This window comes from Dehalococcoidales bacterium (assembly GCA_028717385.1).
Lineage (GTDB): Bacteria > Chloroflexota > Dehalococcoidia > Dehalococcoidales > CSSed11-197 > CSSed11-197.
Genome location: JAQUNW010000003.1, coordinates 59,150 through 75,397 on the forward strand (window position 1 = coordinate 59,150; position 16,248 = coordinate 75,397).

General features: G+C 44.0%; 14 protein-coding genes. 2 read left to right on the top strand and 12 right to left on the bottom strand.

Annotated elements, in window-relative coordinates; all coding sequences use genetic code 11:
* The 4 genes from PHX29_01625 to PHX29_01640 all read right to left on the bottom strand — a co-directional run bounded on the left by PHX29_01625 (nucleotide 1) and on the right by PHX29_01640 (nucleotide 4,248).
* Entirely contained in the window at nucleotides 1-990 is a 990-nt protein-coding gene (locus tag PHX29_01625) for an ATP-grasp domain-containing protein (GenBank protein MDD5604607.1), read from the bottom strand.
* Nucleotides 975-1,982 (bottom strand): ATP-grasp domain-containing protein, encoded by a 1,008-nt coding sequence (locus tag PHX29_01630; GenBank protein ID MDD5604608.1) that lies wholly within the window; start codon nucleotides 1,980-1,982, stop codon nucleotides 975-977. Before PHX29_01630 ends, PHX29_01625 begins: the two co-directional genes overlap by 16 nt.
* Nucleotide 1,983: 1 nt before the next feature.
* Nucleotides 1,984-3,300, bottom strand: coding sequence for a KamA family radical SAM protein (locus tag PHX29_01635; GenBank protein MDD5604609.1), 1,317 nt, complete (start codon nucleotides 3,298-3,300; stop codon nucleotides 1,984-1,986).
* Between the two features lie 132 nt (nucleotides 3,301-3,432).
* Nucleotides 3,433-4,248: a sulfite exporter TauE/SafE family protein gene (locus PHX29_01640; GenBank protein MDD5604610.1), complete on the bottom strand. Its 816-nt coding sequence runs from the start codon at nucleotides 4,246-4,248 to the stop codon at nucleotides 3,433-3,435.
* A gap of 176 nt (nucleotides 4,249-4,424) precedes the next feature.
* Here PHX29_01640 and PHX29_01645 point away from each other — a divergent pair, with 176 nt between their 5' ends.
* Entirely contained in the window at nucleotides 4,425-4,871 is a 447-nt protein-coding gene (locus PHX29_01645) for a zinc ribbon domain-containing protein (protein ID MDD5604611.1), read from the top strand.
* 18 nt (nucleotides 4,872-4,889) lie between these two features.
* Here the strand turns inward: PHX29_01645 and PHX29_01650 are convergent, their stop codons facing one another.
* A complete protein-coding gene (locus PHX29_01650) occupies nucleotides 4,890-7,130 on the bottom strand; it encodes a heavy metal translocating P-type ATPase (GenBank protein MDD5604612.1) in 2,241 nt (746 codons plus the stop codon).
* Between the two features lie 135 nt (nucleotides 7,131-7,265).
* Here PHX29_01650 and PHX29_01655 point away from each other — a divergent pair, with 135 nt between their 5' ends.
* Entirely contained in the window at nucleotides 7,266-8,489 is a 1,224-nt protein-coding gene (locus tag PHX29_01655) for an MFS transporter (GenBank protein MDD5604613.1), read from the top strand.
* A 358-nt stretch (nucleotides 8,490-8,847) separates the two neighbouring features.
* Here PHX29_01655 and PHX29_01660 read toward each other — a convergent pair whose 3' ends face one another.
* The 7 genes from PHX29_01660 to glmS are packed head-to-tail and all read right to left on the bottom strand — an operon-like array spanning nucleotide 8,848 to nucleotide 16,202.
* The gene (locus PHX29_01660; protein MDD5604614.1) at nucleotides 8,848-9,582 is read right to left on the bottom strand and encodes a glycosyltransferase family 2 protein; all 735 of its coding nucleotides are present in this window, start codon (nucleotides 9,580-9,582) and stop codon (nucleotides 8,848-8,850) included.
* A complete protein-coding gene (locus PHX29_01665; protein ID MDD5604615.1) occupies nucleotides 9,569-10,486 on the bottom strand; it encodes a Gfo/Idh/MocA family oxidoreductase in 918 nt (305 codons plus the stop codon). Before PHX29_01665 ends, PHX29_01660 begins: the two co-directional genes overlap by 14 nt.
* Nucleotides 10,479-11,795, bottom strand: a complete 1,317-nt coding sequence (locus PHX29_01670) for a nucleotide sugar dehydrogenase (protein ID MDD5604616.1) — start codon at nucleotides 11,793-11,795, stop codon at nucleotides 10,479-10,481. Before PHX29_01670 ends, PHX29_01665 begins: the two co-directional genes overlap by 8 nt.
* Nucleotides 11,796-11,804: 9 nt before the next feature.
* Nucleotides 11,805-12,368 (bottom strand): DapH/DapD/GlmU-related protein, encoded by a 564-nt coding sequence (locus PHX29_01675; GenBank protein ID MDD5604617.1) that lies wholly within the window; start codon nucleotides 12,366-12,368, stop codon nucleotides 11,805-11,807.
* Entirely contained in the window at nucleotides 12,361-13,446 is a 1,086-nt protein-coding gene (locus PHX29_01680) for a DegT/DnrJ/EryC1/StrS family aminotransferase (GenBank protein ID MDD5604618.1), read from the bottom strand. The genes PHX29_01675 and PHX29_01680 overlap by 8 nt, the downstream gene beginning before the upstream one ends.
* 24 nt (nucleotides 13,447-13,470) lie before the next feature.
* Nucleotides 13,471-14,409 (bottom strand): SDR family oxidoreductase, encoded by a 939-nt coding sequence (locus PHX29_01685; GenBank protein ID MDD5604619.1) that lies wholly within the window; start codon nucleotides 14,407-14,409, stop codon nucleotides 13,471-13,473.
* 20 nt (nucleotides 14,410-14,429) lie between these two features.
* The gene (glmS, locus tag PHX29_01690) at nucleotides 14,430-16,202 is read right to left on the bottom strand and encodes a glutamine--fructose-6-phosphate transaminase (isomerizing) (GenBank protein ID MDD5604620.1); all 1,773 of its coding nucleotides are present in this window, start codon (nucleotides 16,200-16,202) and stop codon (nucleotides 14,430-14,432) included.
* Nucleotides 16,203-16,248 lie beyond the last annotated feature (46 nt).

The following is a 16,248-nucleotide window of genomic DNA, read 5'->3' on the forward strand; positions in this document are numbered from 1 at the left end:
TCAACTATTATCCAGTGCCTGTTCGATAATTATCTTAATCAATTCTGTATATGTCAGCCCGGCTGCTGCAGCTTGTTTAGCGCAGCCTGCATCTGGGGAGATATCTGGGTTCGGGTTTACCTCTAACACATAGAAACTCCCATAATCATCCTGGCGGATATCAACTCTGGAGTATCCATGGCAGCCACAGGCTTTATAGGCGTTAATAGATAGTTCTCTGATTTTAGATTCATCTCTTCGTGATGTTTTAGCCGGGCAAACAGATTGGGTTTGTTTGTAGTATAAACTATCCGGATTCCATTTAGATTCAAACGTAAGAATCCTGGGCATTTCGGATGGGAGGTCATACACAATTTCAGATACTGGCAGCACCTTATTGCCAAGCACAGTTGCATTAAACTCTTTACCATCAATGAATTCTTCAACCAGAGCCGGTTTTCCTGAAGTTAGCAGAATTCGTTCCAAAACGCTATTAAGGCTTTCCGGTGAATATATAACGTTGTCAATATAAATGCCGTGACTGGCATCTTCCTGTGAAGGTTTTGCGATAACCGGGTAGTTAATTGTTAACTCTCCCGGGGAAGACGAATCAAGAATTTGGAAATCAGGTGTAGGGATGCCTTTCTTTTTAAAAGTGTTTTTAGAAAGCACCTTATCCAATCCAATCTCAAGAGCCTCTGGTGGATTACCGGTATATGGGATATCCAGGTTATGGCAACCTTTGGCAATTTCAACCTCGGTTTCCGGTTGGCCGTCGAATCCTTCAAAGAGATTGAATATCACCGAAGCCTTGATACGGCTAACGGTATCAAGCGCTTCATCAAGTGGGGGTGAAAGCGGCACTAAAAAAGACTGGCAGCTAAGCTCCAGCAGGGCATTCTCAACTGCAGCAACAGCGTTTAGTACTCCTTTAATGGCCGCATCTTCATCAGATGCAGTATAACGCGAGGGCGCTGGTTTATTGTAAATAATTGCTATATCTGGATGCATTGCGGATATCTTTCGAGCGCAGCTGAAAGAATCATCTGGATAAGGCTTTGGTGAGATATGCCCAGAAAGCTGGCCATTATTACCAAATCACTGTGATTGCCCAAGCCAGGAAGCGGATTAATCTCGATAAAATAAGGTTGCCCCTGTTTATCGATTCTAAAATCAAGCCTGGCCATATCCAGGCAGCCGAGTAATGAGTAAATCTTGAGGCTGGTCTTTTTTATTTCTTCTAATACCGTCTTTGGTAAATTGGCAGGGCATTCATAATCGACCTGGTTTACATAATCCCGCTTTACTTCAATTGAATACATGAACATTTCGTGCCGATGTTTGGGCTTGATTTCCATTATCCCAAGAACATCGGGTTTATGAGAGCCAATAATTCCCACTGTTACTTCTCTGCCAGATATATACTGTTCTATCATCACTGGCTGATTATATCCAACCAGTGATGTTGTGCAGAGTGCTTTTGCTTCCTGGACATTTTGCGCAAGAGAGCAATTATGGATTCCGATGCTTGAACCTTCATGGGCAGGTTTTACAACCAAAGGGAAGCCAATATTATCCCAAGATACTCTATCTGCCGATTGCTTATCACTCACAACCAGCCAGTGAGGTGTAACTATGCCGGAAGCTTTGAGAATATGCTTGGTTAGTGGTTTATCAAGACAGATCGAAAGACATTGGGGGGATGAACCAGTATAGGGAATGTTATACATTTCAAGCACTGACGGAACCTGCGCCTCGCGTGATGGATAGTTCCCGCGACCTTCGCTGATGTTAAAAACAAGTTCGGCATCAGTACCTGCGCACATATTACTAAGAAATTCCAAACCCCCACCCAGATGTATCACCGTATGGCCAAGTGCCTCAAGAGAAGAAGAAATCAACTGAACGGTTTCAACCGAGTCGTATTCTTCTGCAATATCTTCCGGCAAGCCGGGTTTCAGATCAAAGCTGGTTTTGAGATCGTAAGTGAGACCGATGTGCATATTACGATTCTGCCCCCGAGTATGCATGGGCAGGTGGTATCGAAACAACTCTTTCAGAATTGTTGGGTTGTTCGTACGATTCTGCCGATGGATTCCTATATGAATATAGATTGCCTCGATAATTTTTAAATAACATCGATCCTGGATTAATCGCTGCAATGTAGTCGGGCAGCAGAGGCACCTTGCCACCACCATCTGGTAAATCGACTACGAACGAGGGGATTCCCATCCCGGAAGTATGGCCGCGCATTCCAGCGATAATCTCAATGCCTTTTTCTACGGGTGTACGTAAATGCTCAGCTCCTCGTACCTCATCGCATTGGAAGAGGTAATAAGGCCGAACCTTTATTTTCAGCAATCCCTGGCAAAGAGCCAGCTGATCTTGAACGCTATCGTTAATACCTTTCAAAAGAACCGATTGGTTGTTAACCGGAATACCGTGCCGAAGCAGGCGTTCGCATGCTGCAGCAGACTGTGGCGTGATTTCATTCACAGTATTGAAGTGAGTATTGAACCACACCGGGCTATAGCGAGATAGCATTTCGCATAATTCGTCATCGACGCGTTGAGGCAGCACTACCGGGAATCGGGACCCGATGCGAATTATTTCTACATGACTGATACTACGCAGTGAAGATAAAATACTCTCCAGGCGTGCTGTGCTGAGGCTGAGTGGATCTCCGCCCGAAACAATCACATCCCTGATTTCCGTATGAGAGCGTATATAATCGAACATTGCCTCAAATTCTTCCTTGGAGTGGACCATGCCTTTATGATTCCAGTCACGTTTACGAGTGCAATGCCGGCAAAGCATTGGGCAAATATTGGTTGAAACCATTAGAGCCCTATCGCTATAGCGGTGAACAAGGCCGGGTACTACTGAATCTCCCTTTTCATCCAGCGGATCATCGTAACCTTGCATATGTTCATCGATTTCAAGTATAGAGGGTACCGATTGCCTTCTCACCGGATCGTTAGCATCGTTTGCATTTATGAGAGTGAGGTAATAAGGCGTAATTGAAATTGGGTAGCGAAGGGTAACCTTTTCAAGGCTTTGGATTTCTTCAAAAGACAGCGGTAAGTAGCGAGCAAGCTCTTGAATTGTGGTAATACGATTCTGGAATTGCCACTTCCAGTTGTTCCAAAGTTCATCAGAAACAAACGGGAAGTATTTGCTTCGATTGGAGAAGGGTTGGGGAGGTTCGCTGGACGTACCGGGAGGTTCTGTTTCTTCCGTGCTTTCCGATGAGGCAGCATCAGGTATAACAATATTAGATTGCCTGGATTCAACCGAGGGATTTACAACCCCATGTTTCACTTGTTTACTTTCTCCTTTTGTTATCTAGTTTAATTAAACAGGAATTATATTTCTAGAATACTAATTATACAATAAGCGCTAAAGAATTCAAATAGTTTTTAGAAATACGAAAAGTATATTTAAAACAAAAAGTTAAGTGCTAACCACAGATACAATCAACCTGATTGCAACTGCAAGAAGACCTAAAGCGAGGAAGCGGATAATTACTTGCCCGGGCACTTTTTTGGAATATTTTGCACCGACTTGAGCCCCGGCTATAGCTCCCAATGAGAGAAGAAGTGCAATTGCAAAACCATCAGCAAAGCTTTCTCTGATAATATGGGTTATCAGGGCTGAAAACGTCGTGATGGAAATAACCATATGAGAAGTTGCAGTGGCTATATGCACTGGGTAGGAAAGCAGGTTGCACATAGCTGGGACGTGTATAATACCTCCTCCGATACCCAGCAGCCCTGCAACAAAGCCGGTAAAAAAAGCCAGAACAATACCCAGTTTGAGAGAATATGAAAAACTGTGTTTGGTACCTTCGGAGTCAGTTATTTCGCGTTTAGTGGTACCGTTAAGGCTGCAAGAGTTGGATTTTTGAACACCGGGCTTTACTAACAGATAAATGGATAGAGCAATCAATACGACGCTAAATATGAGCTGAAACGAGTTTCGGCCAAGCAGACCGGTGACGTTGGCTCCTATGATAGCACCCGGTATACCGGCCAGTGAAAAAATCAATGCAGACCGAAAATCAATTCTCTTCAGCCGGCTGTAAGCAAGAGTTCCAGAAAAGGAATTAAAGAAAGTAACTGTGAGGGTTATTGCAGTAATGGTTGAGGGGCTATAATCCGGGTATATTAATAACAGAACAGGGACAAGAATAAAGCCGCCGCCAGCGCCGATAAGCGTTCCGAAACCACCCACCAGAAATCCGATAATTGGCAGAAGAAACCAGGGCAAGAAGTTACTCCTGTGATTAATTTAGTGCCATTATAGAGTTTTTAACCGTTACTGAACAACCGCAACAGGAGATGGCAGCGGTTAAAACGCCTGTCATTGACGGTATGGTTAAAAACTTACATAATTAAAGAGCTTGAGCTGATTTTATCAGCGGGGTATAAGGAGAAAAATAAAAGATGGTTGCCAGAATTCAAAAAATATTGAGATATACTGTGTTTTTTACACTTGGTTTTGCGGTAGCGGGGGCGATTTTAGGTTTTATGCTTAGCAGCCAGGATGAACGAGAGTGGATCTGGATTGCCGGATTTGCTCTAATTGGGGGATTCGCCGGCGCCGCCATTGCTCTTGTAACAGGCCGTTATAAAATGCTTTTCAAGCTGGTTGTAGCCGGAGCTATAGTGGGCGCTTTAAGCCAATGGATGATAATTGCATCAGTCGCTGAAGAATGGTTGCAAATGACCATTTCCGGTGCAGTATTTGGAGCGTTTGCAGGCATTTCGATCCCGATGCTCGAGAGAGAGAAGAAATTACCCGTTGAAAAAACTTTTGAATGTGATGAGTGTGGCCGCAAGGTAGGCAAGGACGACAAGTTTTGTGCAGGTTGTGGAACTGAATTCGAATAATCGATTCAGTAATCGTTGTTATTGATATGCCTCACGTTTAAATTGCCTCAGTCTGAGTGAATTGGTTACAACCGTCACAGAGCTGAACGCCATTGCTACTGCAGCCATGATCGGGTTTAAAAAACCATATTCCCCAAGCATGAAACCGAGATATCCAGGCGCATTGCCAGAATTAAAGAAGACATAGAGTAGCCCTGCGGCAATCGGTATCAAAAGCGTATTATAGGCAAAAGCCCAAAAGAGGTTTTGTTTTATTGTCCGCATGGTTCTCCAGCCCAGCCGAATAGCATTTACCATGCCTTCAAGTTTTCCTTTCATGAGGGTAATGTCTCCGGTTTCAATTGCAATATCGCTCCCGGTTCCAATTGCAATTCCTGTATTTGCCTGGGCAAGTGCTGGAGCATCATTTATACCATCGCCCACCATTGCTACGATTTTACCCTTTTCCTGTAAATCCTTAATGACTTTAGCTTTGTCTTGTGGTAATACTCCAGCAATGACTTTTTCAATGCCTGCCTTATCGGCAATAGCCATGGCAGTTTCATGATTATCGCCCGTCAGCATTACCAAATCCAGATTCATTTCCCTTATTTTCTCGACCGCCCAGCGGCTTTCAGCTTTTAGTGTATCAGCAAGCGCAAAAATTGCCACAGGAGCCTTGTCAACTACCATTATCATGATGGTTTTCCCTTGTTGTTTTAAAGAATGCGCTGCAACAGCTAGTTCGCCCAGCTCTATATTAATCTTCTGTAATAGGGCTTCATTACCTATAACCACAGTTTTGCCCTGGTATACAGCTTTTACCCCCATGCCGGATACGGACATAAACTTGTCTGCATCTTCAATCAAAGCGTTTTCTGCCCTGGCGTGTTTAACCAAGGCCTGCGCCAGTGGATGTTCAGAATACTTTTCTACGCTTGCGGCAATCCCAAGGGCTGAAAGTCTACCCTGATCGGTTGAGGTGATAATATCGGTAACTTCGGGAACTCCGGTTGTCAAAGTGCCGGTTTTGTCTATTACCACAGTATTAAGGCGAGCGCATGTTTCAAGTGCGGCTGCATCGCGGATTAAAATACCGTTTTCAGCGCCTACTCCAGTGCCAACCATAATAGCAGTGGGGGTCGCTAGCCCTAATGCGCAAGGGCAGGCTATGATTAAAACAGCAATAAAATTAAGAAATGCATAAGTAAGCGAAGGTTCTGGCCCTAAAAAGTACCACAAAATAAAAGTAAATATAGCTATCGAAACAACTACCGGCACGAATACGCCAGATACAACATCGGCGAGGCGTTGAACTGGAGCCCGCGAGCCCTGTGCTTCGTCAACCAGGCGGATTATCTGGCTTAATACAGTATCTTTACCGACACGGCTGGCTTCGAAAGTAAAGCTGCCGGTTTTATTAATAGAAGCACCTATAACTTCATCCCCAAGGTTTTTCTCAACTGGAAGACTCTCCCCGGTAAGCATTGATTCATCAACGCTTGAAGCTCCTTTAACGATAATCCCATCAACCGGTATCTTTTCACCAGGACGAACCAGAATAATATCTCCTTTAATGACCTGGGAGACTGGAACAGAAGTCTCAACGCTTTCTCGAATGACCGTAGCTTTCTTAGGGCTCAGGTCGATCAACTTTTTTATTGCCTGGGAAGCCTGCCTTTTTGCTCTGGCTTCTAGATATTTCCCAAGAAGCACCAAGGCTATTATCATGGCGGATGTATCAAAATATACTCCGGTTGAGATTTCGGCGGTCGAGAATAAGCGGGGGAAAAGCACAACCGCCACGCTGTAGAAGTACGCTGCTGAAGTACCAATTGCTATCAGCGTGTTCATATCAGCGGTTTTATTTTTAAGTGCACTCCAGGCTCCTTTATAAAAGCCGGCACCTGCCCAGAATTGAACTGGAGTGGCTATCAGCCACAAAAGATACTCAACATGTTCAAAGTGGGCAAAAAAGTGGATAAGCATGATAATAACAGATGCAATAGCGGCAAAGATAAAGCGTATTTTTGCCTGTTTGTCTGTATTATCTAATACAGCCGGAGTAGTTTCTGGGGAAGCCTGGAAACCGGCATTTTCAACGGCCTTAATCAAATCTTGTGTACTAACTTTGCCTTGGTGGGTTATTGTAGCTTTTTCAGAAGCGAGATTTACATAGGCGTTTTCTACGCCAGGTACAGCCAGTAATGCTTTTTCGGTACGCCCAACACATGCTGCACAATGCATTCCACTGATTTTAAGAACAGTTTTTTCTGCCATTTGCTCTTCTCTGGTAAATTGGTTTTGTGGGTAATATAATAGCATATTCTATAATGGTACCTAAGTAAAAATAATTATAAAGAGTTTATATTGGCGAGTGGCATTCTTTGACTATTCGTCTTAACACAATCTAAAGTGATAAATACGTTTATTTCCACTCGAAAGACAGTCACCAAGTTTGTTTCACGCTTCGATAGGGGAATTTGGCTGGTCAGCCTGATTAATCTATTGCTGGCAATAGGTTTTTCAATGTGCATTCCCTTTCTTGCTCTTTATCTTCATCAGGATCGCGGTGTGTCTATGGCCTTGGTGGGGATCATAATTCTGGTAGCGGGTTTGAGTTCAGCAGTATTTGAGCTGGTTGGCGGTGAGTTGTGTGACCGGTTGGGACGAAGACCGCTGGTTCTATTTTCCGTTATATCAAGAAGTGTTGTGTATATAGTGATGGCCTTTCTGGTTAACTCGGGTGCTCCGGTCTGGAGCATTGCTCTTGCTTTTGTGGCTTCGCAAGCGCTGGGATCGATAGGAAAACCGGCTACACAAGCTATGATTACCGACCTCGCTCCTCCCCGGCTCCTCACCGAATCCTTTGGAATACTCAGAATCGGGATAAATGTTGGGTGGGCAGCAGGTCCGGCAATTGGAGGCTATCTAGCCGCCTTCATGCCTTACGGATGGTTGTTTGGTGTTGCGGCAGGAATCAGTATTATTACCGCAGTTATTGCTTTCTTTCTAAAAGAATCGATTGTTCAAAAAAATCATAAAACCGATTTCCGCGGATTGTTAAAGGTCAGTCGCAATGTTTCATTTATGTTGTTTATATTTTTTAATCTGCTTTTTTTCACTGCCATGGGCCAAATGATGAGCACTCTTTCTATCTATATGGTTGACCGTGTTGGTTACACAACCGCCCAATATGGTTTGCTGTTGACGGTTAATGGATTGCTGGTAATTATTCTGCAATACCCCATAGCAAGAAACATAGACCGTTTTTCAAGAAGCCGGGTGATTGTGGCGGGATGTCTTTTATATGCTGCAGGCTACCTGATGTTTGGGTGGGTAGGGAGTTATGCCCTGGCAGTAGCGGCAATGGTATTAGTTTCATTTGGGGAAATAGCTTTTGCGCCGGCAGCAATGAGTGTTGTGGGTGAAATAGCTCCCCGTGGAGAAAAAGGGCGGTATATGGGATTCTTTGGGCTTAACCAGATTGTTGGTATTTCCATTGCCCCGTTGTTTGGGGGAATACTTTTAGACTTGTTTTTAACCAACCACATCGCAATCTGGGGCATAATTGCAGTATCTGGTGTATTTGGAGCGGCAGCCTTTGCATGGTGGGCGCGCCATTATAAAGTAGAATAAAACCAACCCCTCTTAATAAATACTGTATAGCTTGCAGGCAGTGAGTTTGATAACTAGATAAAGGCAAGCAACAAAGCAACCAGAGACTATCCAATTTTAGATGACAATTCAAGAAGCGCTGAGGCTATTACATGCAATATAAACAAGATTATTATCGGGCACATAAAGAGTTTTGGATAAAATGTTGTATAAAGTAAGTCATTGGTATGTTGCAGTTTCTTGGTGAGTGGATTATTAACGGTTAATACCAGGGAAAAGTCATACAAATCTTTCACTGGGAAAGTTATCGGTCAGATCTAAGGCTTCTCCGACCGAGGAAGCTGTAAAGCTACGTGTGTAATACGGTGAGCATAACTGCTTACCTGACAATATACTTAACCCATAGTCGCCAGATCCAACTGGTTAATAGCATCCAGCTAGTTTTAACGATAAAACTTGGGTATTTTATTTTAGACTGCTGGCCATTGTATATCGCTGGATGAGGTACATCCACTACTTTCGCTCCAATAACATTAAGGCGTACAAGCATGTCGTTTTCAAAAGCGTAACCTTTGTATATTCGTTTTAAAGGAATTTTTGAAAGAGCATTCGTATTAATCACCGTATAGCCATTTTGCGGATCACTGATATGCCAGTACCCGGATGATATGCGGGTTAGTAGTGTTAGCAAATTAGTACCAAAGCGCCTGAATCGCGGCATTCCTTCGTAATGAGCAGGGCATGACATACGATTCCCTTTAGCGTAGTCTGCCTCGCCGTTTATTACTGGATCCAGTAAAGCTGGGAGGTATTCAGGCGCCATTTGGTTGTCGCCAGCCATTATTGCAACCAAATCAACCATTTCTTCAAGTGCTAACGAGTGGCCAGTAGTTATGGCTCCGCCAAGTCCTTTATTCTGCTCCAGACTTATTATTTTAATCCTGTCATCTCTCTCAGCGAGAGCATTTGCTATTTCTGCAGTTTTATCTGTGCTGGCATCATTTACTACATATACCCGGTCAACATACTTCGGAATACCGTTAATTACATCGGCAATAAACTTTTCTTCATTATAGGCTGGCACCACCACGGCAATTTTTTTACCTTTGTACATCGTTTACTACTTCGCTGGCCTTAAGCGCAATTCTTAACGTGTTTAAGCCCTCCTGGCCATCCACCAGAGGTTTAGTGTTGTTGTTAACACAAGAAATAAAATGGGTGATTTCTGTTTTTAATGGCTCGGTCTTTACAATTTTAATGCGAGATTCCTGATATGAGTTGTGAAGGGTGAGTTGCTGCTCAATATAATCCAGGTAGCTGATCCCTTCGCTCCCGGTAGCGACCAGAGTGCGCACTTTGTGTGGCGTAAACCAGTTCACTTCTAACGAAGCTGAGCTATCACCAAAATCTAGCATGATAAGAGCATGGTCTTCCCGGCTGGGATGCTTGAAGCGTCCGGCTTTGGAATATACTGCTACAGGCTCTTTGCCGGTAAGAAAACGGGTTGCGTCGATATCGTGTGTAGCGGAGTCTATTATGATACCGACATCTCTTATTCTGGGCTGAAACGGGCCTACCCGGCGCGTAGAAATGAGCATAATTTTACCTAGAACACCTTGTTCTATCAATTCTTTGAGCTTAAGTATAACCGGATTGAAGCGCTCAATATGACCAACCATTAATTTCACGTCGTTATCTCGGGCGGCTTTAATCATCTCCTCTGCTTCTTTAACAGTAGAGGCGATCGGCTTTTCTACCAAGCAGTGGGTTTTAGCAGCAAGAAACTCAAGTGCAACATCTTTATGAGCACTGGTCGGTACTGCAATACTTACCACATCTACATGACCAAGCAGTTTGCGGTGATCGCCAAAACAACGCGTATTATATTTAGCACCGATTTCCTGAGCACGTTTTATATCTGCATCTGCAACACCAACTAGCTCACATCCCAGTTCCCGGTAGACACGGACATGGTGTTGCCCCATAGCTCCAAGGCCGATGACCCCGGCTTTAATCATATAAAGTCCTTCCCAGGCCTTTGTATCTAAGGCCATTTTGTTTAATTATATTTGGATCCCATGCGGCTCTGATATCTATGATTAGATTACCTGTCATTAAGCTTTTGACACGGGCAAAGTCAAGATTCTTATACTGGGAATGAGCTGTAGAAAGGATTACGCAATCCGCCCTTGTAATAGCTTGGTAAAGATCCGGTTCGGTCTTGAAGTCATATTCCTTGTCTTTTATAAAAGGATCATGCACGGTTACTTTGTAATCCTTTTCTTCTAGTTTATTGATTAACCGGGGAGTATGGGAAGTGTCGAAAGATCTTACTCCGGGTTTGAAGCTGAGGCCGAGCACGGTAATATTTTGCATGCCGTTTTCTATCATACTGACGATTACGTTGAATATATCTTCGTTAAGAGCGCGAGCTGCTGTCATAACTGGTGGGGTAAAACCTCTTTTTGAAGCATCACTGATAACATAATAGGGGTCCATTGGTATACAATGACCGCCAACCAGCCCAGGTTGGAGTATGTGACAATAAGGCTGTGAGTTGGCGGTTTCAATCAGTTCCTGGACGTCTACTCCATAAAGTTGACATAATAATGCCAATTCATTGGCAAAGGCGATATTTACATCCCGGTAGGTATTCTCGATTACCTTATCAAGCTCAGCTGCTATAATGCTCTTCATGTGTATTACGGAAGGCGCAAAAGTTGAATAGACCGCAGAGAGGGCAAGGGTACTTTTGCTATCAATGCCGCCAACGATTTTAGGGTAGGTTTTCAGATCCTTTAATACTTGAGGAGACTGGGTGCGCTCTGGAGAGTAGGCAAGTCCAAAGTCACAGCCTGCCTTTAATCCGGTGTTTTTAGTAATAAGTTCTCCCAGCACAAATTCGGTAGTTCCGGGCGGTACTGTACTTTGAAGAACTATGATCTTGCCAGCACTCATGTGTGGGCTGATACTCATGGCAACTTTTATTACTGCTTCTATATCTGGCTGTTCATCTTTTATTAACGTTGGCACAGCAATGATTAACATATCAGCGTCTCTAATGGCTGCAACATCAAGAGTAGCACGAAGTTTTCCCGACCTTACGCAATTATATATAAGGTCAGCAAGCCCTTCCTCGTCTGGATAAGGTGTTTTAGCATTATTGACAGTGTCTACAGTGTGAGGATTGATATCAATCCCGGTAACTTTAAATCCGGCATCTGCCAATACGGCGGCCAGAGGTAATCCAACCCGGCCCAGTCCGATGAAGGCAATTTTTACTGAGCGCTCGCTTGCCAAGTTTTTAATTTCGTTTTCACTGTACAAATAGAGCACTTATTCCTTCCTAGTTATTACTTTTGCAGGGTTTCCGGCAACAGTTGTTCCAGCTGGTACGTCTTTGGTAACTACAGAACCTGAACCTATTACAGCGTTCTCTCCAATTACAACACCTGGAAGAATCACTGCATTAGCACCGATACGAGCCCCTTTTTTGATATAGGATCCCTTGAGAGTTGCGCCTGCCTGCATATATTTATCATTAGTGGTGACAGAGCAAGGCCCCATAAAGACGTAATCTTCTATGACAGTATAAGCCGTTACATAAGCTCCAGTTTGCAAGCTCACATAATTGCCAATGTTAGCGTTTCCGTCAATTACAACATTGGTGCCAACCACAACGTTATTACCCAAGCGGGTATTTTCGCGTATTAAGATATTATGCCCGGTTTTTAAGTCATTCCCAATAACTACACCAGAATATATCACAGATCCAGATCGAATGATGGCATTAGTGCCAATTACCAGTCTACCGCCCTCTGTACTACCTAATACGATATTGCCCTCGATAATTGCTCCATTGCCTAGTATCACCTCTCCTTTTTTTGTTATATCAGGCATTTTTTAACACCTCTGCTATTGTGTTTAGATCATGGCTGGTAAGAGATGGGTGCACCGGCAAGCTCAACACCTCACGCGCAGCCTGTTCCGAGGTGGGCAGTTCATCTGTATAATCCAGGTCTCTAAACATGGGTTGTTGATGTATCGGTATCGGATAATGAACACCGCAGCCGATACCGTTAGCTTCAAGATAATTTTTTAATTCGTCTCGACTCATCTTGTAATTGGGAGTAACTCGAATGGTGTATTGGTGAAAAACATGCTTGCTGCCTTTTAAAACCTGTGGTGGCACTAAGCCATTTATACTGGTGATGACTTCGGTAAGAAAACCGGCATTTTTTATTCTGACTTCGTTAAAAAGGTCCAATCTCTTTAGCTGGCTAAGGCCAATTACTGCAGCAATCTCCGTCATGCGAGCGTTGTAACCGAGTATGGTGTGTCTATAGCGCTCAGCTTGGCCGTGATTTCGGAGAAGGCGGCATTTACAGGCTATGTCCTGATCGTTCGTGGTTATCATGCCGCCTTCTCCGGTGGTCATATTTTTAGTGGGATAGAAAGAAAAGCAACCAATTCCGAAGGAACCGGCTTTGTGTTCTCTCCAACTCGCTCCATGTGCTTGGCAGGCATCTTCGATCATAACCAGGTTGTGGTGCTCGCAAATATCCTGCGTGGCTTCTATATTAAATACTTGTCCATAAAGGTGAACCCCAATTATAGCTTTTGTGCGGGGAGTGATTTTAGACTCTATTTCATTAGGATCAATATTAAAGGTAACCGGATCAATATCCGCAAAGATTGGCCGCGCACCGCATTGAAGTACTGCTGTCGCGGATGCTATGAAGCTGAAAGGTGTGGTTATAACTTCATCACCTTCCCTGATCCCGGCTGCTAGCAAGGCCAACTGTAAAGCGTTTGTTCCACTAGTAGTAGCAATTGCGTGTTCTGAGCTTATATAGCTGGCAAAAGCTTCTTCGAACTCTTTAACATATCTGCCTTGTGCAAGACTACCAGAGACGATCACCTGCCGTATAGTCTCTTCTGTATCTTGATCGATAACCGGTTTTGCTATTGGAATCATAAATGAGGTAACCTTTCTTTCATACTACTTTCCATATACTTCTATTGTCATTTTCAGTCCATCTTTAAGGGAATATTCCGGGCTATAGCCAAAGGCAACTTTTGCCCTTGAAATATCTGCCAGGGAATGAGCTACATCTCCCTGGCGTGGGCCAGAATAAACTGGAGAAAGGTCCGCCCTGCCCATCATTTTTAATATGGTTTCTGCCAGTTCATTAAGGCTTATGTTTGCACCAGTGCCAATGTTATAAGCGCCAGTTGCCGGGTTTATTGCAGCCAGGATATTGGCATTAACTACATCTTTTACAAAAGTAAAATCTCTGGTCTGGGTGCCATCTCCAAATATTCCTGGAGGTTTTCCCTGTTTGATAAGAGATATAAACATGGGGATAACTGCCGCATAGGCAGAATTGGCAGCCTGGCGTGGGCCATATACATTGAAGTAGCGCAGGCTGGCAGTTGGCAAACCGTATGAAGCGGTAAAAGCCGCACAGTAATACTCGCCGCTAATCTTGGAAGCGGCATACGGCGAAAGGGGGCGCGGCAGCATAGCTTCTATCTTGGGAAGGGTTGGGGTATCGCCATACACCGAAGAGGAGGAGGCATAAACCACCTTTTTTACACCGGAATCCTTCGCGGCAATTAACACATTTAACGTACCGTTAATATTGGCGTGATTGGTAGCAATAGGGTCAGCAATACTGCGCGGTACACTGGGTAGAGCAGCTTGGTGAAATACGTAAGCCACCCCCTGGCAGGCTTTTTGCAGGCGGTCAATATTGTTAACTGAAAAACAAAGTACTTCCAGGTTGGGGTTGGCAGATAGATGTTGAAGGTTGGCCAGGTTGCCGGTAGAAAGATCATCCACCACAGTAACCTGATACCCCGCTCCAAGCAAATTCTCAGTTAAATGAGAACCAATAAAACCGGCACCGCCGGTCACCAATACCTTTTCTTGTTTCATGGCTGTTAGTACTCCCGGAATTAAGTTACTGTGACCGATTTGGCAAGGTTGCGTGGCCTGTCCGGGTCAAGGGAACGGGCTATTGATGAATGAAAAGCAAAAAGTTGCAGCGGTATTATACACGCCAATGGGTAGAAATATTCATTAACCTTGGGTATTTCAATATAAATATCAAAGAGTTTATCGGGCTTGTCGGAAACACCAATTATAAACGCTCCACGTGCTTTAACCTCTGAGATGTTAGAGAGAATATCATCTCGCGTGCCGTCACAGGGGGCAATAGCAATCACCGGTGAGCCCTCTTCTATCAGGGCAAGTGTGCCGTGTTTTAATTCCCCGGCAGACATGCCCTCCGAATGAACATAGGCTACCTCTTTGAGCTTGAGGGAGGCCTCTCCGGCAACTGCAAAATTAATACCTCGTGCAATATAATAAAACTTGTCATGATTGGCTAATTTGATGGCCGTCTTGGGTATAGCATAGTGATTAACGCGCAGATTTTCCTCTAATAGCTCTGCTATGTGTTGTAGCTCTGTTTCTGCCTCTTCCAGGCGCCCAGCTATTGAAAATGATAGAAGGTATAAAAGCACCAGTTGGCTAATGAAGCTCTTGGTAGCAGCAACTGCAAATTCTGCACCGCAGTTTAAATATAGCGTACAGTCACTCATGCGAGCCAGTGTGGAGCCAAAGGTATTTATAATAGAAAGTACCTTTGCTCCTCTGCTTTGTGCTTCTTTAATCCCTTCAATAACATCGGCGGTTTCCCCGCTTTGAGACACTGCAATTACCAGTGTATTTTCATCTACCGCATCTCCAAAATAACTGAACTCCGAAGAGGTGATAACATCGCTGAAGCGGTGGGCAATCTTAGAGAACATATACCGGCCGATAAGCGAAGCGTAGCGTGAGCTCCCGCAAGCGGTAAAAACCACAGACCGACAGTTATTAACTAGCGTGGCAGCTTTTTGGAGTGTTTCTCTATCCTGTTTCATGGCGGATATAATTGCCTGAGGTTGGTCAAATATCTCCTTGAGCATGAAGAAATCAAAACCATTCTTGTCCCGTACTGCCAAATCCACATCCAGCATAATTGGATCTTTGGAGATTTTTTTACCGGATCCAGAAAGTATGTTGATTTTATTCGGTGTAATAACTACCGCTTCTTTGTCATCCAGAAAGAGTACTTTACGAGTATAAGGAAGGAAAGCTTGAAAATCACTAGAGACAAAATTTTCACCCTTGCCAAAACCGACTACCAGTGGGCTCCCTTTTCGTATAGCAACAATCTTTTGCGGTTCTACAATTGAAGTAACAACCAATGCATAAGTCCCTCTGAGTTCCCTTGTTGCCCGGATAACAGCCTGTTCCAGGGGTACACCCGGAAGCAGGTGCTCTTCTATTAAATGGACAATAACCTCAGTATCAGTCTCCGAAATAAACTCGTGTTTGGAACCAAGCTTCCTTTTTAATTGCAGGTAATTATCAAGTATGCCGTTGTGAGCAACTGCGATGTATTTTAGACAATCAAGGTGCGGGTGAGCATTGATTGCAGTAACGCCTCCATGAGTTGCCCAGCGGACATGCCCAATACCGGTGTTACCGGGCAGGCGACTTAAAGAACACTCCTGTTCAACCTCTTCCAGCTTACCAATACCCTTTTTTAAATGCAGATCTCCGTTAAAAACAGTAGCTATACCGGCTGAATCGTAACCGCGGTACTCGAGCCTGGTAAGACCATCCAAAAGCACGGTAGCTGCTTGTTGTTTGCCAGTATAACCTATTATCCCGCACAAAGCCCTTAACCTTTTTCTTATGGTTTTTTTATAGCCGCTCTTTATA